This is a genomic window from Embleya sp. NPDC127516 (assembly GCF_044765325.1).
Lineage (GTDB): Bacteria > Actinomycetota > Actinomycetes > Streptomycetales > Streptomycetaceae > Embleya.
Genome location: NZ_JBIWJT010000012.1, coordinates 273,977 through 296,283 on the forward strand (window position 1 = coordinate 273,977; position 22,307 = coordinate 296,283).

General features: G+C 69.7%; 20 protein-coding genes. 15 read left to right on the top strand and 5 right to left on the bottom strand.

Annotated elements, in window-relative coordinates; translation table 11 throughout:
* Positions 1 to 299: 299 nt before the first annotated feature.
* The gene (locus tag ACIRL2_RS24705; protein ID WP_395866903.1) at positions 300 to 1,205 is read right to left on the bottom strand and encodes an HAD family hydrolase; all 906 of its coding nucleotides are present in this window, start codon (positions 1,203 to 1,205) and stop codon (positions 300 to 302) included.
* A gap of 165 nt (positions 1,206 to 1,370) precedes the next feature.
* On the opposite strand from ACIRL2_RS24705, the gene ACIRL2_RS24710 reads away from it, so the two are divergent.
* The 9 genes from ACIRL2_RS24710 (at position 1,371) to ACIRL2_RS24750 (ending at position 10,635) form a co-directional block, all read left to right on the top strand.
* Positions 1,371 to 1,640 carry a glutaredoxin family protein gene (locus ACIRL2_RS24710; RefSeq protein ID WP_395866905.1) on the top strand — a complete coding sequence of 90 codons (270 nt, stop codon included), beginning with the start codon at positions 1,371 to 1,373 and terminating at the stop codon, positions 1,638 to 1,640.
* A gap of 295 nt (positions 1,641 to 1,935) precedes the next feature.
* The gene (locus ACIRL2_RS24715) at positions 1,936 to 2,679 is read left to right on the top strand and encodes a redox-sensing transcriptional repressor Rex (protein ID WP_078976624.1); all 744 of its coding nucleotides are present in this window, start codon (positions 1,936 to 1,938) and stop codon (positions 2,677 to 2,679) included.
* A gap of 58 nt (positions 2,680 to 2,737) precedes the next feature.
* Positions 2,738 to 4,066, top strand: a complete 1,329-nt coding sequence (locus tag ACIRL2_RS24720; protein ID WP_402234561.1) for a glutamyl-tRNA reductase — start codon at positions 2,738 to 2,740, stop codon at positions 4,064 to 4,066.
* Positions 4,063 to 4,995 (top strand): hydroxymethylbilane synthase, encoded by a 933-nt coding sequence (gene hemC, locus ACIRL2_RS24725; protein ID WP_402234562.1) that lies wholly within the window; start codon positions 4,063 to 4,065, stop codon positions 4,993 to 4,995. Before ACIRL2_RS24720 ends, hemC begins: the two co-directional genes overlap by 4 nt.
* Positions 4,992 to 6,599, top strand: a complete 1,608-nt coding sequence (locus ACIRL2_RS24730; RefSeq protein WP_395866910.1) for a uroporphyrinogen-III synthase — start codon at positions 4,992 to 4,994, stop codon at positions 6,597 to 6,599. The genes hemC and ACIRL2_RS24730 overlap by 4 nt, the downstream gene beginning before the upstream one ends.
* 155 nt (positions 6,600 to 6,754) lie before the next feature.
* Positions 6,755 to 7,753, top strand: a complete 999-nt coding sequence (gene hemB, locus ACIRL2_RS24735) for a porphobilinogen synthase (RefSeq protein WP_395866912.1) — start codon at positions 6,755 to 6,757, stop codon at positions 7,751 to 7,753.
* 143 nt (positions 7,754 to 7,896) lie between these two features.
* Positions 7,897 to 8,517 carry a Uma2 family endonuclease gene (locus tag ACIRL2_RS24740; RefSeq protein WP_402234564.1) on the top strand — a complete coding sequence of 207 codons (621 nt, stop codon included), beginning with the start codon at positions 7,897 to 7,899 and terminating at the stop codon, positions 8,515 to 8,517.
* A 1,004-nt stretch (positions 8,518 to 9,521) separates the two neighbouring features.
* The gene (locus tag ACIRL2_RS24745) at positions 9,522 to 9,953 is read left to right on the top strand and encodes a DUF4260 family protein (RefSeq protein WP_402234565.1); all 432 of its coding nucleotides are present in this window, start codon (positions 9,522 to 9,524) and stop codon (positions 9,951 to 9,953) included.
* Positions 9,946 to 10,635, top strand: coding sequence for a TetR/AcrR family transcriptional regulator (locus ACIRL2_RS24750; protein ID WP_395866917.1), 690 nt, complete (start codon positions 9,946 to 9,948; stop codon positions 10,633 to 10,635). Before ACIRL2_RS24745 ends, ACIRL2_RS24750 begins: the two co-directional genes overlap by 8 nt.
* A gap of 314 nt (positions 10,636 to 10,949) precedes the next feature.
* On the opposite strand, the gene ACIRL2_RS24755 is transcribed toward ACIRL2_RS24750, so the two are convergent.
* Positions 10,950 to 11,342 (bottom strand): Rieske (2Fe-2S) protein, encoded by a 393-nt coding sequence (locus ACIRL2_RS24755; RefSeq protein WP_402234567.1) that lies wholly within the window; start codon positions 11,340 to 11,342, stop codon positions 10,950 to 10,952.
* 221 nt (positions 11,343 to 11,563) lie between these two features.
* Between ACIRL2_RS24755 and ACIRL2_RS24760 the strand changes: the two genes are divergently transcribed.
* Positions 11,564 to 13,126, top strand: a complete 1,563-nt coding sequence (locus ACIRL2_RS24760) for a class I adenylate-forming enzyme family protein (RefSeq protein ID WP_402234569.1) — start codon at positions 11,564 to 11,566, stop codon at positions 13,124 to 13,126.
* Positions 13,127 to 13,350: 224 nt separating this feature from the next.
* Here the strand turns inward: ACIRL2_RS24760 and ACIRL2_RS24765 are convergent, their stop codons facing one another.
* Positions 13,351 to 13,965, bottom strand: coding sequence for a cysteine hydrolase (locus ACIRL2_RS24765; protein WP_395866922.1), 615 nt, complete (start codon positions 13,963 to 13,965; stop codon positions 13,351 to 13,353).
* 99 nt (positions 13,966 to 14,064) lie between these two features.
* Between ACIRL2_RS24765 and ACIRL2_RS24770 the strand changes: the two genes are divergently transcribed.
* The 4 genes from ACIRL2_RS24770 (at position 14,065) to ACIRL2_RS24785 (ending at position 19,028) form a co-directional block, all read left to right on the top strand.
* Positions 14,065 to 15,330, top strand: a complete 1,266-nt coding sequence (locus ACIRL2_RS24770) for an amidohydrolase family protein (RefSeq protein WP_402234571.1) — start codon at positions 14,065 to 14,067, stop codon at positions 15,328 to 15,330.
* A gap of 192 nt (positions 15,331 to 15,522) precedes the next feature.
* Positions 15,523 to 16,431, top strand: coding sequence for an SDR family oxidoreductase (locus ACIRL2_RS24775; protein WP_395866925.1), 909 nt, complete (start codon positions 15,523 to 15,525; stop codon positions 16,429 to 16,431).
* 251 nt (positions 16,432 to 16,682) lie between these two features.
* Positions 16,683 to 17,870, top strand: a complete 1,188-nt coding sequence (locus ACIRL2_RS24780; RefSeq protein WP_395866927.1) for an acyl-CoA dehydrogenase — start codon at positions 16,683 to 16,685, stop codon at positions 17,868 to 17,870.
* Between the two features lie 171 nt (positions 17,871 to 18,041).
* Positions 18,042 to 19,028, top strand: a complete 987-nt coding sequence (locus tag ACIRL2_RS24785) for an acyl-CoA dehydrogenase family protein (RefSeq protein WP_395866929.1) — start codon at positions 18,042 to 18,044, stop codon at positions 19,026 to 19,028.
* A 390-nt stretch (positions 19,029 to 19,418) separates the two neighbouring features.
* On the opposite strand, the gene ACIRL2_RS24790 is transcribed toward ACIRL2_RS24785, so the two are convergent.
* Positions 19,419 to 19,685 (bottom strand): hypothetical protein, encoded by a 267-nt coding sequence (locus ACIRL2_RS24790; protein ID WP_395866931.1) that lies wholly within the window; start codon positions 19,683 to 19,685, stop codon positions 19,419 to 19,421.
* A gap of 831 nt (positions 19,686 to 20,516) precedes the next feature.
* On the opposite strand from ACIRL2_RS24790, the gene ACIRL2_RS24795 reads away from it, so the two are divergent.
* Entirely contained in the window at positions 20,517 to 21,296 is a 780-nt protein-coding gene (locus ACIRL2_RS24795; RefSeq protein ID WP_395866933.1) for an SDR family NAD(P)-dependent oxidoreductase, read from the top strand.
* Positions 21,297 to 21,357: 61 nt separating this feature from the next.
* Here the strand turns inward: ACIRL2_RS24795 and ACIRL2_RS24800 are convergent, their stop codons facing one another.
* A complete protein-coding gene (locus ACIRL2_RS24800) occupies positions 21,358 to 22,224 on the bottom strand; it encodes a GyrI-like domain-containing protein (protein WP_402234574.1) in 867 nt (288 codons plus the stop codon).
* Between the last annotated feature and the right edge of the window lie 83 nt (positions 22,225 to 22,307).

Consider the following 22,307-nt stretch of genomic DNA (forward strand, 5'->3'; position numbering starts at 1 on the left):
TGCTTCAGCGGTAATTACGTTCGGTGCGGAATCGATCACCCATAGTAGGGAACTTGGATACCGCCGTGCGCCGATCGAGAATAACGCTTAGTAAAGGAAGGGATACCAAGTGTGCCCATCGGCGTTGTGAAGCTACCGGGATCGACCGCTGTTGTGTGCTCTTTGCGTGTTTGCCGGGTTGTCACGGGTCGGGTGTGCTATATGCGGACAACTCGCCGTCGATCGGGTGTCCCGGGACAGCCGCAAACGACCCCCTCGTCGCAGGTCGCGGGGGGTGTGGGGGTGTTCGGGCGGACCGCTCAGACGCGGCCCGGCACCCGGCGCCGAACGGCGGTGCCGGCGGCCAGCGCACCCGCGACCGCGCCCACGCCGGCGGCGGCCGGCAGCCCGATCCGGGCGGCCTTGCGACCGGTGCGGTAGTCCTTTACACGCCACCCGTTCGCCCGGGCGTGGCGGCGTAGTCGGGCGTCCGGATTGACCGCGCACGGATCGCCCACCAGGGTCAACATCGGGATGTCGTTGGCCGAGTCGCTGTAGGCCGAGCAGTCGGTCAGGTCCAGGCCCTCGCTCACCGCGAGCGCGCGGACGGCCTCCGCCTTGGCCTCGCCGTGCAGCAGTTCGCCGACCAGGCGCCCGGTGTACACGCCGTCCCGGGTCTCGGAGACGGTGCCCAGCGCGCCGGTCAGACCCAGTCGGCCGGCGATCGTGGTGGCGATCTCGATCGGTGCGGCGGTGACCAACCACACCTGGCGACCCGCGTCCAGGTGCATCTGGGCCAGTCCCCGGGTGCCCGGCCAGATCTTGTCCGACATGCACTCGTCGAAGATCTCCTCGCCGATCACCCGGATCTCCTCGACGGTGTGGCCCTTGGCGAACGACAGCGCCATCTCCTGGGCGTCGCCGACGTGCCCCATGTGCTCGCCGCCGAGCCGGAACCGGGCCTGCTGCCAGCCGAACCGGGCGATGTCGCGGGTGCCGAAGAACCGGCGCGCGTACAGCCCCCGGGCCAGGTGGAAGATCGACGCGCCGCGCATCACGGTGTTGTCGAGGTCGAAGAACGCGGCGCCGATCCGCGGCGGCAGGCCGTCGTCGCCGAGGGCGCGCGGCGGGACGCTCGCGTGTGCCGCCGCGGCGGCGGCCTCACCCGCCCGCACGGCACTGTCGTTGGTGTTCTTGGTCGTCGATCGCCGGCGCAAGAGAACCATGGAGCCGAGCGTAGTAGGCGCGTATTGCGGGTGTGTGGCGGTCGTCTTGCGACGGCGCGCCGCCCGGATGAAGCCCGGCCTCGTCCGGCGCGTCGCCGGGACCGGATCGGGCCGGTCCGGGAGCGGCCTTCTGGCCGGCGCCCTCGGCGGGTGACAATCGAGGACGTGAATCTCTTCCGCCGCCGTACCGACGCCGCGACCCGCACCGTGACGCTGTTGAGCAAGCCCGGTTGTCACCTGTGTGACGACGCCCGCGCCGTCATCGAACGGGTGACCGGGGAGCTGGGCGTGACCTGGACGGAGGTCGACATCACCCAGGACGCGGAGCTGCAGCACAAGTACTGGGAGCAGATCCCGGTGACCATGGTGGACGGCAGGCAGCACGACTTCTGGCGGGTGGACGAGCGGCGGCTGCGTCGCGCACTGGGCGGCTGAGCGGATCCCGGTCCCGGGCCGGCCGCGTGGCGGACGCCGGGCGAGGGGCCGGCGAAGGGGCCGCCGGAGGGAAATATCGCCGACACGTACGGTGAGGGGGCGTGCGCGATCGGATACCACGACTACGCATGGACCACGCGAAGGTCACCTCGTGTGATCGAGTTCACGCTCCGCTTCGGAACCAAGGCGTGACGAGCATCACGACAGGCGCGCAAATCGGACACCTACTTTGTGCGTACGTTCACAAAAGCCTAACCTGGCAATCGAAATCCCAGGTCCCACCCACAGGAGCAGCGTGGCTACAGGGCGTACCGAGCGACCGGCGCAACGGGGACGTGGCATCCCCGAGGCGACGGTGGCGCGGCTTCCGCTGTACCTCCGGGCGCTCAGTGCGCTGTCGGAGCGGGGTGTTCCCACGGTCTCGTCCGAGGAACTCGCCGCTGCCGCCGGGGTGAATTCGGCGAAGTTGCGCAAGGACCTGTCGTATCTCGGCTCCTACGGCACCCGCGGGGTCGGTTACGACGTCGAGTATCTCGTGTACCAAATCTCGCGTGAACTCGGGCTCACCCAAGACTGGCCGGTCGCCATCATCGGCATAGGAAACCTGGGTCACGCCCTCGCCAACTACGGCGGGTTCGCCTCCCGGGGATTCCGGGTCGCGGCGCTTCTGGACGCCGATCGGGCGGTCACCGGTCAGCGGATCGCGGGCATGGCGGTGCGCCATATGGACGACCTCGAGCAGATCGTGCGCGAGGACCATGTGTCGATCGGCGTGATCACCACGCCCGCGCCGGCCGCGCAGGAGGTGGCCGATCGGCTGGTCGCCGCCGGCATCACCAGCATCCTGAACTTCGCGCCCACGGTCCTCTCGGTGCCCGAGGGCGTGGACGTGCGCAAGGTGGATCTGTCCATCGAGTTGCAGATCCTGGCCTTCCACGAACAGCGCAAGTCCGGTCTCGATCCCGTCGCGGGACCGGTTCCGGCGCGACCCTCGAAGCCGGGGGAACGCGGCGACCTCCCCGAGGTGATGCCGGCGTGACCGGCTGTCGCGTGGGTGTCGCGCCCGCGAACACGGCGAACAACGGTAGGAAGACACCATGAGTGTCCTGGCGGTCGGTCTGAGTCATCGGACGGCCGAGGTCAGTCTCCTGGAACGGGTCTCGGTCACCGGGCAAGCCCAGGAGGCGCTGCTGCACGACCTGATCGCGGCCGAGCCGGTCGGCGAGGCCGTGCTGCTGTCGACCTGCAATCGGGTCGAGGTCTACGCGGACGTGGACCGCTTCCACGGCGGGGTCACCGAATTGGGCAACCTGCTGTCGCGGCACACCGGCGTCCCGGTGTCCGAGCTGACCCCGTGCCTGTACGTGCACTACGAGGACCGTGCCGTCCAGCACCTGTTCTCGGTGGCCTGCGGGCTCGACTCGATGGTGGTCGGCGAAGGGCAGATCCTCGGTCAGATAAAGGCGGCGCTGGCGCTCGCGCAGACCCACGGCACCGCCGGTCGGGTCCTGAACGAGCTGACCCAGCAGGCGCTGCGGGTGGGCAAGCGGGCGCACACCGAGACCGGCATCGACCAGGCCGGCCGGTCGCTGATGACCGTCGGGCTGGCCCAGGCCGAGCTGTCGATGGGCCCGATCGAGGGTTGCCGGGCGCTGGTGGTGGGCGCCGGCTCGATGAGCGCGCTGGCCGCGAAGACGCTGCACCGCGAGGGCGTCGGACACATCGTGGTGGCCAACCGCACCTACGAGCGGGCCGAGCACCTGGCCGAGTCGGTGGCCGGCCGGGCGGCGCCGATGTCCGCGCTGCCCGACGCGCTGGGCTCGGTCGACCTGGTGGTCTCCTGTACCGGCGCGGCCGGTCTGGTGATCGGCCGGGACGAGATCGAGGCGGTGCTGGCAGCCCGCCGCGAGCGCGGGGTCGAGCAGCCGCTCGTGTTGATCGACCTGGCGCTGCCGCGCGACATCGACTCGGGTGTACGCGACCTCGACGGCGTCGTGCTGATCGACCTGGAACTGCTCGCCGAGGTCTCCGCCGGCACGGCCGGCGAGGCCGACGTGGACCTGGTGCGCAAGATCGTCTGCGAGGAGGTCGCGGCGTTCGCGACCGCGCAGCAGGCCCAGCAGGTCGCACCGACCGTGGTCGCGCTGCGCAGCATGGGCTCGGACGTGGTCCGGGCCGAGCTGGACCGGCTCAGTGGCCGGGTCCCGGAGATGGACGACCGGGTGCGCGCCGAGGTCGAGCAGACCGTGCGGCGCGTGGTGGACAAGCTGCTGCACGCGCCGACGGTGCGGGTCAAGCAGTTGGCCGGCGAGCCCGGCGGATCCTCGTACGCGGACGCGCTGCGGATGTTGTTCGATCTCGACCCCGGCACCCCCGAGGTGGTCCGCCGGGCGGACGCCCCCGACGCAGTGGAAGGTGTGGCGTGACCGAAGCACCGTTGCGACTGGGCACCCGGCGCAGCAAGCTGGCGATGGCCCAGTCGGGCCATGTCGCCCAAGCCGTCACGCGCCTGACCGGCCGTGCCGTCGAACTGGTGGAGATCACCACGCACGGCGACGTCTCGCGGGAACAGCTCACGCAGATCGGCGGCACCGGCGTCTTCGTCAACGCGCTGCGCGACGCGCTGCTGGCCGGCGAGGTCGACTTCGTCGTGCACTCGCTCAAGGACCTGCCGACCGCCGACCCCGAGGGCATCACCCTGGTCGCGGTCCCGCCGCGGCACGATCCGCGCGACGCGCTGGTGGCCCGGGACGGGCTCGCGCTCGCCGAGTTGCCGGCCGGCTCCCGGATCGGGACCGGTTCGCCGCGCCGCGCCGCGCAGTTGTTGCTGCTCGGGCTCGGCCACGAGATCGTGCCGATCCGCGGCAACGTCGACACCAGGGTCGGCTTCGTGACGTCCGGCGAACTCGACGCCGTCGTCCTGGCCAATGCCGGTCTCGGCCGCCTGGGCCGTGCGGAGGAGGTCACCGAGACCTTCGATCCGCTCCACATGCTGCCTGCCCCCGGTCAAGGGGCACTGGCCGTCGAGTGCGCGACACACGATGTCGCCCTCGTCGAACTGCTCGCCGGTTTGGACGACTCGGACACCCGAGCCGCCGTACTGGCCGAGCGCACGCTGCTCGCCGTGTTGGAAGCCGGATGTTCGGCTCCGGTCGGCGCCCTCTGTGAGGTCGCCGAGGGCGAGCAGGTCACCGAGCTGTACCTGCGGGCCGTAGTCGCGAATGTCGACGGCACCGACAGCGTACGGTTGTCCGCCACCGGAACCCTCGACGAGGCGCAGAAGATCGGTCGCGAACTCGCGACCGAACTGCTCGCCCGAGGGGCCTCCGGTTTGATGGGGGAGCGCGTCCCTTGAGCCCCAGAGCGAAGAAGAAGCCCAGCGGCATCGTGACCTTTGTGGGTGCCGGTCCCGGCGACCCGCGACTGCTCACACTGCGGGCCATCGAGGTGCTGGCCGAGGCCGATGTGGTGATCGCCGACGAGGCGACGCTGCGCCAGGTCCTGTTCCACTGCAAGAGCGGCGTCGAGGTCCTCGACCCGGTGACCGGCGACGACGGGGAACTCCTGTCGGCCGTTGCCCGGGCCAAGGTCGTCGTGGCCGCCGCGCGATCGGGCAGGCAGGTCGTCCGGGCCGTGGCGGGTGACCCGTGCGTGGACCAGTCGGTCACGGACGAGATCACCGCGGTCGCGAAGGCGAAGATCGTCTTCGAGGTCGTCCCGGGTGTCCCGGTCAGCACGGCCGTTCCCACGTACGCGGGCATCCCGCTGCACGCGGCCAAGGGCAGCGGTGGCGTTCGCGTCCTCGACATGGCCGAGGCCTCGATCGACTGGGCCACGGTCGGCTCCGTCGACGGCACGCTCGTGTTGCGCGGTGCGCTCGACTCGATCGCCGAGATCGCGCAGGAACTGGTCGCCGGCGGCCGCAAGCCCGCCACGCCGGTCTCGGTCACCGTCAACGGCACCACCACCGAGCAGCGCACCCTGGTGAGCACGCTCGCGCAGGTGGCGTCCGACGTGCGGTCCGCGAAGATCACGCTGCCGGCCGTCGTGGTCGTCGGCGAGGTGGTCGCCCAGCGCGACACCCTGTCGTGGTTCGAGACCAAGCCCCTGTTCGGCTGGAAGGTGCTCGTTCCGCGCACCAAGGAGCAGGCGGTCACGCTGTCCGAGCAACTGCGCTCGTACGGCGCGGTGCCGCACGAGGTGCCGACCATCGCGGTCGAGCCCCCGCGCACACCGCAGCAGATGGAGCGGGCGATCAAGGGCCTGGTCACCGGCCGCTACGAGTGGATCGCGTTCACCTCGGTCAACGCCGTGCGCGCGGTGCGCGAGCGGTTCGAGGACTACGGCCTGGACGCGCGCGCCTTCGCCGGGATCAAGGTCGCGGCCGTCGGCGAGGCGACCGCGCGGGCGCTGGTCGAGTTCGGCGTCAAGCCGGACCTGGTGCCGTCGGGGGAGCAGTCCGCCGCCGGATTGCTGGAGGACTGGCCGCCGTACGACCCGGTCTTCGACCCGATCGACCGGGTGTTCCTGCCGCGTGCCGACATCGCCACCGAGACGCTGGTGGCCGGTCTGGTCGAGTTGGGCTGGGAAGTCGACGACGTCACCGCGTACCGCACGGTGCGCGCGGCGCCGCCGCCGGCGGACACCCGCGAGGCGATCAAGGGCGGCGGCTTCGACGCGGTCCTGTTCACGTCGTCCTCGACGGTGCGCAATCTGGTCGGCATCGCGGGCAAGCCGCACGCGGTGACGGTGATCGCGTGTATCGGCTCGGCGACCGCGAAGACCGCCGAGGAACACGGTCTACGCGTGGACGTGATGGCTCCCGAGCCGTCGGTGTCCGCGTTGGCCGAGGCGCTCGCGGAGTTCGGTACGGCGCGGCGGGCCGCCATGGTGGAGGCGGGTGACCCCGTCACCCGGCCGAGTGAACGGCGGCCGGGGTCGCGACGGAAGGCAAAGTAGGTTACGTGGAGTGGCGCTCAGGATTCGTGGGGTGCCTCTCAGGGCTCGCGGGGTGATTCCGGGGCTCGCGGGGTGACCCTCGGGAGTCGTGGAGTGGCGCTCAGGTTTCGTGGGGTGGCCCGCACACCTCGCATGAGGAAGGCCGAGTAGTTCCGATGTCGTACCAGGCTGACGCATCGTCAGGGTTTCCCGCGCACCGTCCCCGGCGGTTGCGCACGTCCCCGGCGGTGCGCCGCCTGGTCGCGGAGACCCGGCTGCATCCCGCCGACCTGATCCTGCCGCTGTTCGTGCGCGAGGGTGTGCGCGAACCGGTGCCGATCTCGTCGATGCCGGGCGTTGTGCAACACACGCGCGATTCGCTGCGCAAGGCCGCGCACGACGCGGTCGCGGCGGGGGTCGGCGGGCTGATGTTGTTCGGCATCCCGACGGTCAAGGACGCGGTCGGCTCGGCCGGCTTCGACCCCGAGGGCGTGCTCCAGGTCGCCATCCGCGACGTGGTGGCCGAGGTGGGCGCCGACGCGGTGGTGATGTCCGACCTGTGTCTGGACGAGTTCACCGACCACGGGCACTGCGGTGTGTTGGCCGCGGACGGCTCGGTGGACAACGACGCGACGCTGGAGGCGTACGCGCGGATGGCCGTCGTACAGGCCGACGCGGGCGTGCACATGGTCGGCCCCAGCGGCATGATGGACGGTCAGGTCGGGGTGGTCCGGCGGGCGTTGGACGGCGCCGGGTATCAGGACGTGTCGATCCTGGCGTACAGCGTGAAGTACGCGTCGGGCTTCTACGGTCCGTTCCGCGAGGCGGTCGAATCCACGCTCAAGGGCGACCGGATGACCTACCAGCAGGACCCGGCCAACGCCGAGGAGTCCGTGCGCGAGGTCCTGTTGGACGTGGCCGAGGGCGCGGACCTGGTGATGGTCAAGCCCGCGATGTCGTACCTGGACATCGTCCGGCAAATCGCCGACGAGGTGCACGTGCCGGTCGCGGCGTACCAGGTCAGCGGCGAGTACGCGATGGTCGAGGCGGCGGCGGCGAACGGCTGGATCGACCGGGACCGGGTGGTGCTGGAGACGCTGACCTCGATCAAGCGGGCGGGGGCTTCGTCGATCCTGACGTATTGGGCTGCCGAGGTGGCGCGGAAGCTGCGCTGATGGTGCCGATGCGGCGTCGTCACTCGATCGGTTGATCGACATCGATCCGGACTCACGATGGCACGGCTGCCGGTTACGGTCGAGCGAAAGCTTGTCCGCTACCGGCGACCCGTGGTCCGGACTGGGTCAGGAGGTGTTTTCCGATGGCGATCGCGACGCATGAGTTTCATGTGACTGCTTCCGGCTTCGACGCGCTCGACGATGTGCTCTGGCAAGCGTGGAACGAGATGACGCTGCCCGAGGGACTGCGTGCCGAGATCATCGAAGGAGCCATCGAGGTGTCTCCCACCGGGTCCCGGCGCCATGGGAAGGTAGCGAACCGTCTGCGTGACGCGCTTGGGGATCACTTGGACGCGGATGATTCGCTCGCGGCCTACCAGGACATCAACGTCATTTGTCGCCGCAAGGTGTATATCCCGGATGTTTTCGTGGCTCCCGAGGATGTGGACGAGGCTCCGGATCCCGACGGGCTCGGCGTGTCCGCATCGGGTGTGATCCTGGTTGCCGAGATCGTGTCACCCGGGCGAGAGGCCGGGGCACGCGATCGAGACCGCAAGCGTCGCGCCTATGCCGAGGCCGGCATCGACGTCTACGTGATCATCGATGACTTCGATGAGGACGGGGTCGTTACGGTGCTGAGCAAGCCGGACGCTGTCAAGGGCGAGTACGGAATGGTGATTCGGGCGACCTACGGAACTGTGGCCACCATTCCGGACGGCCCGCTGAAGGGCTTTGCGATCGGTCCGGAGATCACCGCCCGCTGATTCGGCGTCAGGAGCGTAGTCGGGTCAGGGTTGTCGGCGGCAGGTGCCGGCCAGGAGGGCCCGTGCTGCGGCGACTTCGGTGATCACCTGTTCGTCGGTGGTCGCGAGTGCCCGCGGGCGTTCGCGACCGGGCTGCGCGAGGTTGTGGGTCGCGTGGCCGGTGAGGTGGTCGTCGGGTGAGATTGCTGGGTGGCCCGGCCCGTAGTGCCCGTAGCGCCCGTTGTGCCGGTTGTTCGGGCTTGGGTTCGCACTCGGGTTCGGGGACTTGGGCTGGGGCTGGGGTGGTCACTCGTACGTGGGATTTTCGGGGGTTCGCTCGGGGTGATCCACTGGGCGGCGCCAACCTTGCGCCATGGCCAACTCTCGGTTCGCGGCGCGGTGTCTGCTGGTGGCATGTGTGTGCGTGCCGGCTGCTGGGGCCTGCGGTACGGCGGGCGCCGAGGGTGGTGGGCGGGCGGTCGTCGAGGTCGAGTCCGGTGGGGGTTCGGGCGGCGCACGGTACGAGGCGCGGGTTGGGCGGACGGGCGCCGGGTACGCGCCGGGGAGTGAGCGCTTCGAGGGGTCCGGGATGGCGCAGGGCCGGTGGTGAGGGTCGGGGGTGTCACCAAACCGCCGACGAAACCGACGAATCCGCGGCCGCCTCGACCTCCGGCGACCAAACCGCCGAAGCCGCCTGTGCCCAAGCCGCCGGTGTTGGGGTCGTCGGTGTCGAAGTGGTCGGCGCTGCGGTTGTTGGTGCTGGACCCGCCGGAATCGGCGGTGTCAGGGGTGCCGGTGGGGTCGACGCAGTGGCCGATTGCCGGATTGGTGATCGGGCTCGCGCCGGCTTTGCTGATGTCGGTCGGGTCCGTGGCGCTTGTCGTCCCCAGGTCGGGAGTCGGTGGGCACGCGCGACGTTCGTGAGGGGACGAGAATGCCGTCGAGACTTGACGGCTAACGGTGTTAGCCGGATGATGGACGCGCGCGGCTAACATTGTTAGCCTCAGGCGAACGGAGGCGGCGGCATGAGCACCATTGCGCACACGGGAATCGGCGGCTCGGCCGTGGTCCGACGGATCCGACGCGGAGCGTGGATCGCGTCGACGTTGTTCCTGGCCGCCTTCGCGGTGTTCGAGAGCGTGAAGTACGGCTTCGTCACCTCGGCGGCGGCGCTGCTCTTCTTCGTGCTGCCCGACCTGACCATGTTCATCGGCGCCACGGACGCGGCGCGCGACGGTACGCACCAGCCCGGTCGGCTCCAGCCGCGCGCGGTGCCGTTCTACAACGCGCTGCACCGGGTCTGGGTCCCGCTGATCGTGCTGGTCGCGTACACCGTCACGCCCGTCGTCTGGCCGCCGCTGTTCACCGCCGGCCTCGGCTGGCTCACCCACATCGCGATGGACCGTGCCGCCGGGTACGGACTGCGCACTCCGGAAGGATTCCGCAAGCATGTCTGACGTGTTGTCATCGCCCCTCAGCGCCAGGGCTCGCGAGATCGTGGTCGCCGCGCGGGAACTCCTGGAGGGGGAGGGTCCGGATGCGGTGTCGATGCGGCGGATCGCGGACCGGATCGGCATCAAGGCGCCGTCGTTGTACAAGCATTTCCCGGACAAGTCCGCGGTCGAGAACGCACTGATCGCCCAGGGCATGGCCGAACTCGCGGAGGCGCTGGAGGCCGTCGAGGTGGCGGACGGTCCGGGCGATCGGGGGGCCGATGGCGTAGTCGGCGGGGCCGGCGGGGCCGGGGCGGGCAGTCGGGCGGGTGGCCCAGCGGCCGGGGGCGGCTCGTCCGGAGCGGCGAGTGCGGGTCGGGTGGCCGACGTGGTTCGGGGTGAGGGGCGGATCGCGGCGCTGGCGGGGGCGTACCGCGCGTACGCGCTGGCCCATCCGGATCTGTATCGACTGATGAGTGACCGGCCCCTGGACCGCGGCGCGTTGCCGGCGGGACTGGAGGCTCGCGCGGCGGCGCCACTGGTGCGAGCCGTGGGCGGCGACGCCGACGCCGCGCGTGCCGTATGGGGCTTCGCCCACGGCATGGTCGCGTTGGAACTGGCCGGCCGCTTTCCACCGGGTGCGGACCTCTCCGGAGCCTGGACCAAGGGCTGCGGCGCCTTTTCCGCGTACCCGACCGCGATCTGAGCGCGCGGTTGTCGGCTTCAAACGCCGGCCGGGCTGGGTGGGGCGTCGGTTGGGTTGGGGTGGCCTCAAACGCCGGCCGGGCTGAATTGGGTGGCTCGGGCTGTGGGCGTGGGTCGGGTGGGTGGTACTGAGTGGCCTCGCGTTTTTCGGGTGAGGCGGCTTTTTGGGCTTGGGGCCGCCAAGTGGTCGGGGGCCGCTCGGGTTCAAGCGCCCGTCGTTGCCTGCCCGCCTGCCCGCCGTCGCAGGCCGACGTCCGTCGCGCGGTGCTGCCTTCTCGTCGCCGGCCTGTGGTTTGGGAGCCGTGGCTCGGGGGGTCAGGGGGAGTCGAGGGGCGGAGTGGGGTTGGGGCAGGGGAATTTCTGGGCTTTGCGGGTGGGGCGGGGAGTGGGGGAGTGGTAGAGGATGCCGTCTTGGAGCCAGGAGGTGTAGGTGTGGAGGGGGCGGCAGGGGAGTTGGCCGGTGGAGCGGCCGGTGGCCAGTTCGAAGGTGGCTTTGTGGGCCGGGCAGGTGAGGTGTTCGTTGGTCAGGGTGCCTCTGGAGAGGATCGCGCCGGCGTGGGGGCAGCGGTCCTCGAAGACGTGGACCGTGTCGCCGTGGCGCAGGATCGCGACCGGGGGGCTGGTGGCGACCCGGGTCGGGACGTCCTCGGGGAGGCTCGCGAGCGGGCCCAGGCACACCGGCGGGCGCTCCCGGCGGAAGGGTGACATTTTGCCCCCGGGGTAGGCGGTACCGCCCCAGGCTAGGCAGTCCCGGGTCGGTTGGCCAGTACTCGATCAAGCTTGCGAACGATCCGGTTGTGATGCGCGTGACCACGCGAAGTCTTTCTTCCCGCAAAGCTTCTGACGTACCGTCAGGTCAGCACCCGGGCGCTGGCCCCGCCATGCCCGGGCTCCGTACCCCCGGCCCCGGCTTCCCGCGCGGAGGACACGTGTCTGACCCGATCTACGACGCCACCACTCTCTGGGAGCTGGTGGAGCGCCGCGCGGCGGCGACTCCCGATGTGCCCATGTTGCTCGACCCGGAGGACCGTACGGTCACCTTCGGTGAGTTCAAGGCGTGGGCGGAGCGCGTGGCCGCGGGCTATCACGCGCTCGGTGTCACCGCCGGTACCCGCGTGACCTGGCAGTTGACCACGCGGATCGAGTCCATCGTGGTCTCCTTCGCGCTGGCTCGACTGGGCGCGGTGCAGAACCCGATCATCCCGTTCTACCGGGAGAAGGAGGTCGGCTTCTGTCTGCGGCAGACCGGCGCCGAGTTCTTCCTGTGTCCGCGTAGCTGGAAGGGCTTCGACTTCCTGGCGATGGGCGAGTCGCTCGCGAAGGACATGGCGCAGCCGCCGACCGTGTTGGTGGCGTACGACGAGCTGCCCGAGGGCGACCCGGCCGGGCTCCCGGCCGCGCCGACCGACGGGGACGAGGTGCGCTGGCTCTACTACACCTCCGGCACCACCTCCGACCCGAAGGGTGTGCAGCACAGCGACTCCACGCTGCTCGCGGGCGGCAAGGGCCTGGCCGTCGCGCTCGACATGTCGCGGTCCGACGTCGGCTCGATCGCCTTCCCGTACGCGCACATCGCGGGCCCGGACTACATCGTCACGGTGCTCGCCTCCGGTTTCCCGGCCGTGATCGTGGAGAACTTCGACCCGGCCGGCGTGGTGCCCGTGTACAAGCGGCTCGGCGTCACCATGGTCGGCGGCTCGACCGCGTTCTACGTCGCGTTCCTGAACGAACAGCGCAAGCAGCCCGGCGAGAAGATCATCCCGACGCTGCGGATCGTCTCGGGCGGTGGTGCGCCCAAGCCTCCGGAGCTGGTCGCCGAGGTTCGCGACGAGATGCGGGCGATCCTGTGCCACGGATACGGGATGACCGAGGTCCCGATGATCGCCCAGGGCGGCCCGCACGACTCCGAGGACCAGCGTTCGTACACCGAGGGCAAGCCTGTCACCGGTATTCAGGTGCGGATCGCCCGGGCCGACGGGACCGTCGCGGAGACCGGCGAGGAGGGCGAGGTCCGGCTGCGCGGGCCGATGGTGTTCAAGGGGTACACCGACCCCGCGCTGACCGCCGACGCGTTCGACGAGGACGGTTTCTTCCGTACCGGCGACCTGGGCAGGCTGCGGGCCGACGGACACCTCTCGCTCACCGGTCGGCTCAAGGACGTGATCATCCGGAAGGGTGAGAACATCTCGGCCCGCGAGATCGAGGATCTGCTCTTCGCCCATCCGAAGGTCGCCGACGCGGCGGTGATCGGCCTGGTCGATCGCGAGCGCGGCGAGCGGGTGTGCGCCGTGGTCGAGCGGCAACCGGGTGAGGCCGACCTGGAGTTCGCCGAGATGGTCGGATACCTGCGCGAGGCCGGGTTGATGACGCAGAAGATCCCGGAGCAGTTGGAACTGGTCGACGCGTTGCCCCGGAACGAGACGCTGCGCAAGGTGTTGAAGTTCAAGCTTCGTGAGGAGTACGACAAGAAGCCCTGGACGCCCGATCGCTGACGGCCGGTCAGCCGTAGCCGCCCGGAGCGATTCTTCGATCGGGCGCTCTTCGATCGGGCGCTCTTCGATCGGGTCTGCTCCGGATCGGGCCCCACCCCCGGATCGGGCCTCCCCGGATCGGTGTTCGCCCGATCGGGTGCTCCCCGAATCGGGTGTTTCTCGGATCAGGCGTTCCGCGCTTCGCCTGATGCCCCGTCACCGACACGGTGACGGGGCATCAGGTTTCAGTTCCAGGCGGCCAGTACGGCGTCCACCGTGGTGATCGTGGCGATCGCGTTGAAGGTGTTCGCGAGCACCGCCTCGGCGTATTCGGGGGGAAATCCGGCCACCGCCTCGCGCGGGATGACGAACTGGAATCCGGCGTTGACCGCGTCCATCGCGAAGTTGAGCATCCCGACGTTGAGCGAGACGCCGACGCCCACGATCGTGCGTACGCCCATGTTCCGCAGTACCGCGGCCAATCCGGTGTCGGCCATCGGGCCGAGCCCGTGATAGCGGGAAAGCACCAGGTCGGAGGGCTCGACGGTGATTCCGTCGGCCACGTCCGCGGCGGGTGAACCCGGTTCCAACAGGATCGGTGCCTTGGCCGCGGCGCCGAACATCCGGGCGTTGGTGTTGGCGCCCAGACCGTCCGGCCGGCGGACCGCGAGGCAGTGCACGACCGGGAGTTCGGCCCTGCGGGCGGCCTTCGCGAGTCGGTCGACGGCCGGAATCAGCTCCCCGGTGTGGGCGGTCAGCGCGGGGAATACCGCGTGTGCGCCGATCACTCCGTTCTGGCATTCCTGGGTGATCAACGCGGTGTGCCCGGGGGCGATCAGTTCTTCGAGGCGCAGGGCCATCCGTGATTCTCCTGACGTTGAGTCAGCTTGTGGTTCCCTCCGCCCAGAGATTACGCTAAATCTGACGGTCCATCAGATTTCAGTGAGCGGGAGGGGCCGATGAGCACCAACCAGCCCGGACAGGCTGCCACGCGGTCCGGAAACTCCTTCGGTGAACTGCCGAAGATCATCAGCGTGGATGACCATGTCATCGAGCCGGCACATCTGTTCGAGCGCTGGTTGCCGAAGAAGTACCACGAGCGTGGCCCCAAGCCGGTCACCACCGGCATCGGCACGCTGGAGTACACCGGGGCGAGCTACAAGATCACCACCGACCCCGACGGCCCGCCGGCCGACTGGTGGTTCTACGAGGACCTGCGCTTCCCGTACAAGCGCAACATCGCCGCCGTCGGCTTCAGTCGCGACGAGATGACCCTGGAGGGCATCACGCGCGCCGAGATGCGCCCCGGGTTGTACGACCCGGCCGAGCGGCTCAAGGACATGGACGTCAACCATGTCGAAGCCTCGCTGTGCTTCCCGACCTTCCCGCGTTTTTGCGGCCAGACCTTCTCGGAGGCCGCGGACAAGGAGGTCGCGCTCGCGTGCGTGCGCGCCTACAACGACTGGATGGTCGAGGAGTGGTGCGGCGACTCCGGGGGTCGGCTGATCCCGCTGATCATCATCCCGCTGTGGGACGTGCGGCTCGCGGTCGAGGAGGTCGAGCGCAACCGGGCGCGCGGCGTCACCGCCGTGTGCTTCTCCGAGATCCCGGCGTTCCTGGGCCTGCCCAGCATCCACACCGGCTACTGGGACCCGTTCTTCCAGGTCTGCGCGGACCTGGGCGTGACGATCAACATGCACATCGGCTCGTCCTCGACGATGCCCGCCGCCTCGCCGGACGCGCCCGCGGCCGTGCAGGCGTCGCTGAGCTTCAACAACGCGATGGCCTCGATGGCCGACTTCATCTTCGCGGGCATCCCGGCCCGGTTCCCCAAGATCAAGCTGGCCTACTCCGAGGGTCAGATGGGCTGGATCCCGTACGCGCTGGAGCGGATGGACGACGTCTGGTTGGAGCACCGCGCGTGGGCCGTCACCGGTGAGGTGCTGCCCGAAGCGCCGTCGTACTACTTCCGGCGGAACATGTTCGCGTGCTTCTTCCGGGACCGGCACGGGGTGAACTCGCTCGACGTGATCGGCGAGGACAACGTCACGTTCGAGACCGACTATCCGCACGTCGACTCCACGTGGCCGCACACCAAGAAGATCGCCGAGGAGCACCTCGCCGGGCTGAGCGAGGAGACGGTCTACAAGATCATCCGGGGCAACGCGATCCGGATGCTCGACCTCGACTTCGACAAGGAGCGGGTGGCCGCGACCGCGGTCTGAGTCGGGTTCGCGCCGGGATTCCTCGGGATCTCGTCGGTTTTCGGCGGGCTCGGGTTTTCGGCGGGCCCGGTCGGGCTCGGTCGGGTTTTGGGTTCAGCGGCAAGGGGCGGCTCGTCGAATTCTCGGCGGGCCGCTTCCGAGGTATTCCGACTCGCGTCGGCACACGTCGTCAGTACACCGGAGGGGCCTGGAATGAGTGGGATCTGCGAGGGACGCGTCGTCATCGTCACCGGTGCCGGCGGCGGCATCGGGCGCGAGCACGCGCTGGCGTTCGCCCGTGAGGGCGCGCACGTGGTGGTCAACGACATCGGCGCCTCGCGCCAGGGCGACGGCCGTTCGCTCGGACCGGCCCAGCAGGTCGTGGCCGACATCGAGGCGCTGGGCGGCAAGGCGGTGATCAACGCGGACGACGTCGCGGACTGGGCGGGCGCGGAGCGCCTGGTACAGACCGCCATCGACGCGTTCGGCCGGCTGGACGTCGTGGTCAACAACGCGGGCTTCCTGCGCGACCGGATGCTGGTCTCGCTCGGCGAGGACGAGTTCGACGCGGTGGTACGGGTGCACCTCAAGGGCCACTTCGCGGTGATGCGGCACGCCGGCGCGTACTGGCGTGCGCGGGCCAAGGCGGGCGACACGATCGACGCGCGGCTGATCAACACCACGTCCGGCGCGGGCCTGATGGGCTCGGTCGGGCAGGGCAACTACGCCGCGGCCAAGGCCGGCATCACGTGCCTGACCCAGATCGCGGCGGTGGAGATGGGCCGGTACGGGGTGACCGCCAACGCGATCGCGCCCGCCGCGCGGACCCGGATGACCGAGGAAGCGATGCCGGACATGGTGCGCAAGCCCGAGGACGGCAGCTTCGATTTCTACGACCCGGCGAACATCTCGCCGCTGGTGGTCTGGCTCGGCTCGGCGCAGTCGCGCGAGGTGACCGGTCGGGTGTTCGAGGTCGAGGGCGACAAGGTCTCGGTCGCGACCGGCTGGCAGCACGGTCCCGAGGCGAGCGCGGGTCGGCGCTGGGAGCCGGCCGAGCTCGGTCCGGTGGTGGCGAAGTTGATCGACGAGGCGCCGACGCCGACGCCTGTGTATGGGGCGTGAGTTTGGGGTTGGGGCTCGGGGCCTGGGCTGAGGACTTGGGGTTCGGGCTCAGGGGCTCGGGTTCGGGGGCTTGGGTTGGGAGCTCGTCCTCGGGGGCTTGGGTTGGGAGCCCGGGTTCGGGCTCGGGGGGCTTGGGCCGAGGGGCTCGGGGCTCAGGGGTTGGGCTCGGGGGCTTGGGCTGGGCCTGGGGTCTTCGCTTTTTTGTTTTCCGGTCTTGGGGCCGGCCCGACTGTTCGTGACAGGGAGTCGAGATGGACCTCCGGTATACCGAGGCCGAGGAGAGATTTCGCGCGGAACTGCGCGCGTGGCTCGATCGGGCCATCCCGCTGCTGCCCGCCAAGCCCGATCGCAACGACTGGCCGGGGCGGCGGGCGTATGACACCGCCTGGCAGCGGCTGTTGTTCGAGGCCGGCTACGCGGGCCTGCACTGGTCGGTCGAGGCGGGCGGCAAGGGTGCCACGCCGACCGAACACCTGATCTTCCTGGAGGAGACCGAGCGGGCGGGCGCGCCGTACGTGGGCGCCAACTTCGTCGGCCTGCTGCACGCCGGACCGACCATCGACGCGGCCGGCACCGAGGAACAGCGTCGCCGCTACCTCCCGGGGATCCTGCGCGGCGACGACGTGTGGTGCCAGGGCTTCTCCGAACCGGGCGCGGGCAGCGACCTGGCGTCGCTGCGTACCCGGGCCGTCCGGGACGGCGACGACTACGTCGTCAACGGCTCGAAGATCTGGACCTCGCACGCCGAAGTGGCCGACTACTGCGAGATGTTGGTACGTACCGACCCGGACGCGCCGAAGCACAAGGGGATCACCTGGCTGATCGTGCCGATGGACACGCCGGGCATCACCATCCGTCCGCTGGAGACGGTGATGGGCACGTCGGAGTTCGCCGAGGTGTTCTTCGACGACGTACGCGTGCCGGTGGCCAACCGGGTCGGCGAGGAGAACGACGGCTGGCGGGTCACCATGGTCACCCTGTCGTTCGAGCGCGGTACCGCGTTCGTCAGCGAAGTGGTGGCCTGCCAGCGCCTGTTGCGCGAACTCGCGGCACTGGCCAAGAAGGTGACGCGACGTCAGGCAAGTGCTTGGGACGATCTCGCGTTGCGGCGCGAACTGGGGCACCTGACGGCGGAGTTCGAAGCGCTGTGGGCGTTGACCAAGTGGAACGTGTCCGAGGCGCAGCGCTCCGGCGTGCCCGGGGTCGGCGGTTCGGTGTTCAAGCTGCGGTTCTCCGAGACGAAGCAGAAGGTGTACGACCTGGCGCATCGGCTGCTGGGTCGGGCGGCCCTGGCCGTGGACGACGTCGCGGGGCTGCCCGGCGGCACGCTGATGGACGAGCGGCTGTCGTCGCTGTCGTACACGATCGCGGCGGGTACGTCGCAGATTCAGCGCAACATCGTGGGCGAGCGCATCCTCGGCCTGCCGAAGGAACGGTGATCGGGCGTGGGTTGCCGGCTGGGCGTCGAGGGGCGACCGGACGGGGATTTCCGGCCGAGCGTGGAGGGGCGACCGGGCGTGGGTTGCCGGCTGCGCAATGGGGTGGATTTCCGGCTGGGCACGGAACGGTCGGGCATGGACTTTCGGCTGAGCAAGGAACGGTGATCGGACATGGATTTCCAGCTGAGTGAGGACCAGCGTGATCTGCGGTCCGGGGTGCGGGAGTTCTGCGAGGGTCGGTTCGACCGGGAGCGCATGCGGAAGCTGGTCGACACCGCGCCGGTGCCCGGGATGGTGGACCGCGCGCTGTGGCGGGAACTTGCCGAGACCGGCTTCTTCTCGCTGCGGATCGCGGAGGAGGCGGGCGGCGTCGGGCTGGGGGTGGCCGAGGCCGCGCTGGTGTACGAGGAGGCGGGTCGGGTGTTGTTGCCCGGGCCGTTGGTGGCCACGCATCTGGCGGCCTCGCTGCCCGGGGACCTGGGGACGGACGCGGCCTCGGGGGATGCGGTGGTCGGTTTGATCGAGGGCGACTCGTGGCCCTTGCTGGTCGAGCATCTGGACGCGTTGGACTGTTTGTTGGTGCTCACCGATGAGGGCATTCGGCTGGTCGACCCGAAGCATGTGCGCGGTGAGCGGGTCGCGCATCCGGTGGATCCGTTCACGCCGGTGACCTCGGTGGACGAGCTGCCGGTGGGCGAGTTGGTGGCCGATGCTCTCGTTGCTGAGCAGTGGCGCCGAATCGGAGCGGTGCTCACGGCGGCGCTTCAGCTCGGGATCGCGGGGCGGCTCACCGAGTTGGCCACGCAGTATGCCAAGGAGCGGGAGCAGTTCGGGCGGGTGATCGGCAGCTTCCAGGCGGTCAAGCACCTGTGCGCGGACATGCTGGTGCGGACCGAGATCGCGCGGGCCGCGGTGTATGCGGCGGCCGTGACGCTGGATGATCCGGCGGTGGGCGATCCGGAGGTCGCGGTACTCACGGCGAAGGTGATGGGGGACGACGCGGCGACGCGGAATGGGAAGGACGCCACGCAGGTGTATGGCGGGATGGGGTTCACCTGGGAGGTGGACGTGCACCTGTATCTGAAGCGGGCGTGGGTGCATGCGACGCAATTCGGTGGGGCGGAGGAGAACGAAGAGGCGTTGGCGGGGATGCTCTAGCCGGTGGGCGCGGGGTGGGATTTGGGGTTGGTTGGCCTCATGCGCGGGTCGGGCAGGGTTGGCCTCAAGCGCCGGCCGGGCTGATGTTGGCTGGGCGGTGTTGGTTGGTTGGGTGGGGTCGCCTTGTGTGTCGGGTGGGGCGGGGGACTTCAGTTTTGGCGCATTGGCCCGGATTTCGGAGGAGTGGCAGCGCGCGGTGCGGTCGTGGTCGCGCGGTCGGAGTCGACCGGTGGGCGCCGGTACGCGCCATCCGGCCCCGTTGCCCCGGGGCCGGCGCCCCCAGGAAGCCGGGTCGACTCAGCCGAAGGGTGTGGCTCTCGAGTTCGTCGGCCGAAGGCGGATCCGGTCGGGATGTGAGCCCGCCCACCGTCGGGGCCCGGGCCCGGTGCGTCAGCCGGTTCCGCGTATGGCCGAGACGACCTGTTCGACCTGCTTTCGGACCAGCGCCTCGTCGGGGTGTTGCGGTGTGGCACCGTTGAGATTGACCCGCACCACCCGAATCACGGTGCTGCCGACGCGTACCAGGACGATCGAGTGCACCCAAGCCTGTCCGTTGTCGACTCGCGTCACGAATTCGGCGGCCAAGGTTTCGTCACCGAGCTTGTCCCACCGGATTTCCCGGGTCGTGAACTGCCCGGAGAGCTCGTCCGTCGTCAACCGCCGATCCCCACATCGCGGAATCAGCTCTCGGGTTACGGGGATGAGCCTTTTGGCGTCATCGACCGACAGGGACGTCAAGCCGGCGCCGAGAAGCGCGTACGCCTTGCCCCCGGGTGCCGGATCCCGAGCCGTGATCGACGCCGCCGCCAGGACGGGGTAGGCACCGGATATCGGATTGGCCATTCTCGTCAGTCGATCACAGTCGGCCGAGTTCGATTCCGTTTGCGAGTCGTCGCCACCTCGGTCGGTGTCGACGATCGATTCCCAGCCCTCGGGCATGTCGGTCTTCTTGAGGAGCGCGCGCTTGAGTTCGGCCGTCGTCAGTGGGGAGGCGGCGCCGGGTGCTCTTGGGGATGTGTTCGAAGGCGCGGACGAGGCCGGGGGCGTTGTGGACGACTTGTTCGTGGAGGAAGCCCTCGCGAGTTCCTCGGCCGGTCCCCCGCATGCCGTTGCCGTCGACAACAGGGCGATCACGAGCAGACCCGTCGGACGACGCGGGCGAACACGTACCAAGGTGGGAGACCTCCGCGAGAAGTGGCAGGGGGTGGGCAGGCCGGTTCAGTATGGCAGTGGCGTTTCCGGCCGTCGGCACCCCCGTGACCTGGGGAATCGCCGTATGGGTCACTCCTGTTCGGGGGCGGTGCCAGTGCTGGGGGCGGTGCTGGGGCCGGATTCGGGGTCGAGGTCGGGGCAGGCTGTGGAATTGGCGTGTCGTCGGTCCATCGGTTCGGGTGTTTTGGCTGGTCAGGGGTGGGATCCATTGACAGTTTCCCGGACTGGGGATATTCCTGACAGGTCGTCAGATTCGCGTGCAGCAGGGAGCCAGTCATGGAGCGCGACTTCGGGAAGCGGGCCGGCGCGGTCGTGGTGGTCGGTGCCGGAGGCGGGATCGGTGCGGCGATCTGTCGGATGTTCGCCGAGCGCGGGGCGGACCTGGCCGTCACCTATCGCAACGGCGCCGCAGGGACCGAGGCCGTCGCCGAGGAGGCCCGCGTCGAGCACGGTCGACGGGCCCGCGCGTGGCAGGTCGATCTCACCGACGCGGACGCCGTGGCGCGCTTCGTGGCGGAGGCGGCGGCGGAGTTCGGCGGCGTGCACACGGTGGTGTACGCGGCCGGCCCACACGTACCGATGTTGCACCTGAGTCGGGTCACGCCGGCGCAGTATCGCGAACAACTCGACGGCGACGCCGCCGCGTTCTTCAACCTGGTCCATCCCTCGCTGCCGTACCTGCGCGCCGCCGGCAATGGCAGCCTGGTCGCGGTCACCACCGCCGCCACGAGCCGATTCCCGGTCCGGGACGGCCTGTCGTCGTGCACCAAGAGCGCGGTCGAGGCGATCGTGCGCGGCATCGCCGCCGAGGAGGGCCGGTTCGGGGTGCGCGCGAACAGTGTCGGCCCCGGGATGCTCACCGACGGCATGGCGGCGCGGCTGATCGACAGCGGCGACCTCGACGAGCGCGCGTTGGACGTCGCGCGCGCCAACATCCCGCTGCGGCGGTTCGGCGCGGCCCGGGACATCGCCGAGGCGGTCTGCTTCCTGGCCTCCGACCGGGCCGGCTTCATCAGCGGCCAGAAGCTGGATGTGGACGGCGGCTATGGTGTCTGACGCGTCGTCATGAAGGGCCGAGTCGTGGACTCTGATCCGGACACAACCGACGGAACTCGGGTCAGGCCGCGGCGGGCTCCACGGGGATCCATAGGGTCGCGTCGGCACGGGTGCCGTCGGAGGAGGGTTGGACGCGGAGGATTTCCGGACCCGGCCTGGTGCGGTACGGGTTGGACGGGAACCAATCGGTGAACACTTCGCGCCACAGGAACTGGAGCGATTCCGGGAATTGGCCCGAGTGTTCGAAGACCGCCCACATCCCGGCCGGCACGGCGAGGGCGTCCAGGTCGGCCGGCGCCTGAGCGTGCGTCACCACGCCGTGGTAGTAGTCGAGTTCGGTTCCCTCGGCGCGGTCGGGCGCGAGGTCGTCGGTGACCGCGACGAGTCCTTCCGGCTCCTGGTCGGACAGATCCTTGATCCGCCGGGTCGTCTCCTGGTCGATGCCTCGGACGAACTCGGCGATCGCCGGGTTCACCCCGACATGGACGAGTGGGACGCGGGCCTTCCTGCCGACCACCTGAAACGCGTCCTTGTGGACGATGCGGTATCGCATGCTGCTGCTCCCCTCGATGACGAGACGGAAGGACATCCGCTGCTGCGAGCTCAACACCGCACCGGTACGGCGGGCCTCGCCGGGACCCACACCGTGCATCGCGCGGAACGCCCGGGCGAACGCCTCGCCCGAGGAGTAGCCGTGGCGTACCGCGACCTCCAGCAGCGTTCGCTCGCCGGAGAGCACCTCGGCGCCCGCCAGCGTGAGCCGGCGGCGCCGGATGTACTCCGACAGCGGCATCCCGGCCAACGCGGAGAACATCCGTCGGAAGTGGTACTCCGACGTCGTCGCGATGCGTGCCGCCTCGGCGACGTCGATCTCCCGGTCGAGCCGCGACTCGATGTGATCCAGGGCCTGATTCAGGCGCTCCAGCACTGTGGACTCCTTCCCTTGCACCGACCACGGTAGGAAGCCTCGCGTATGCCGGACCCGACATCCTGTGCCCGGTTCGGTCGGGT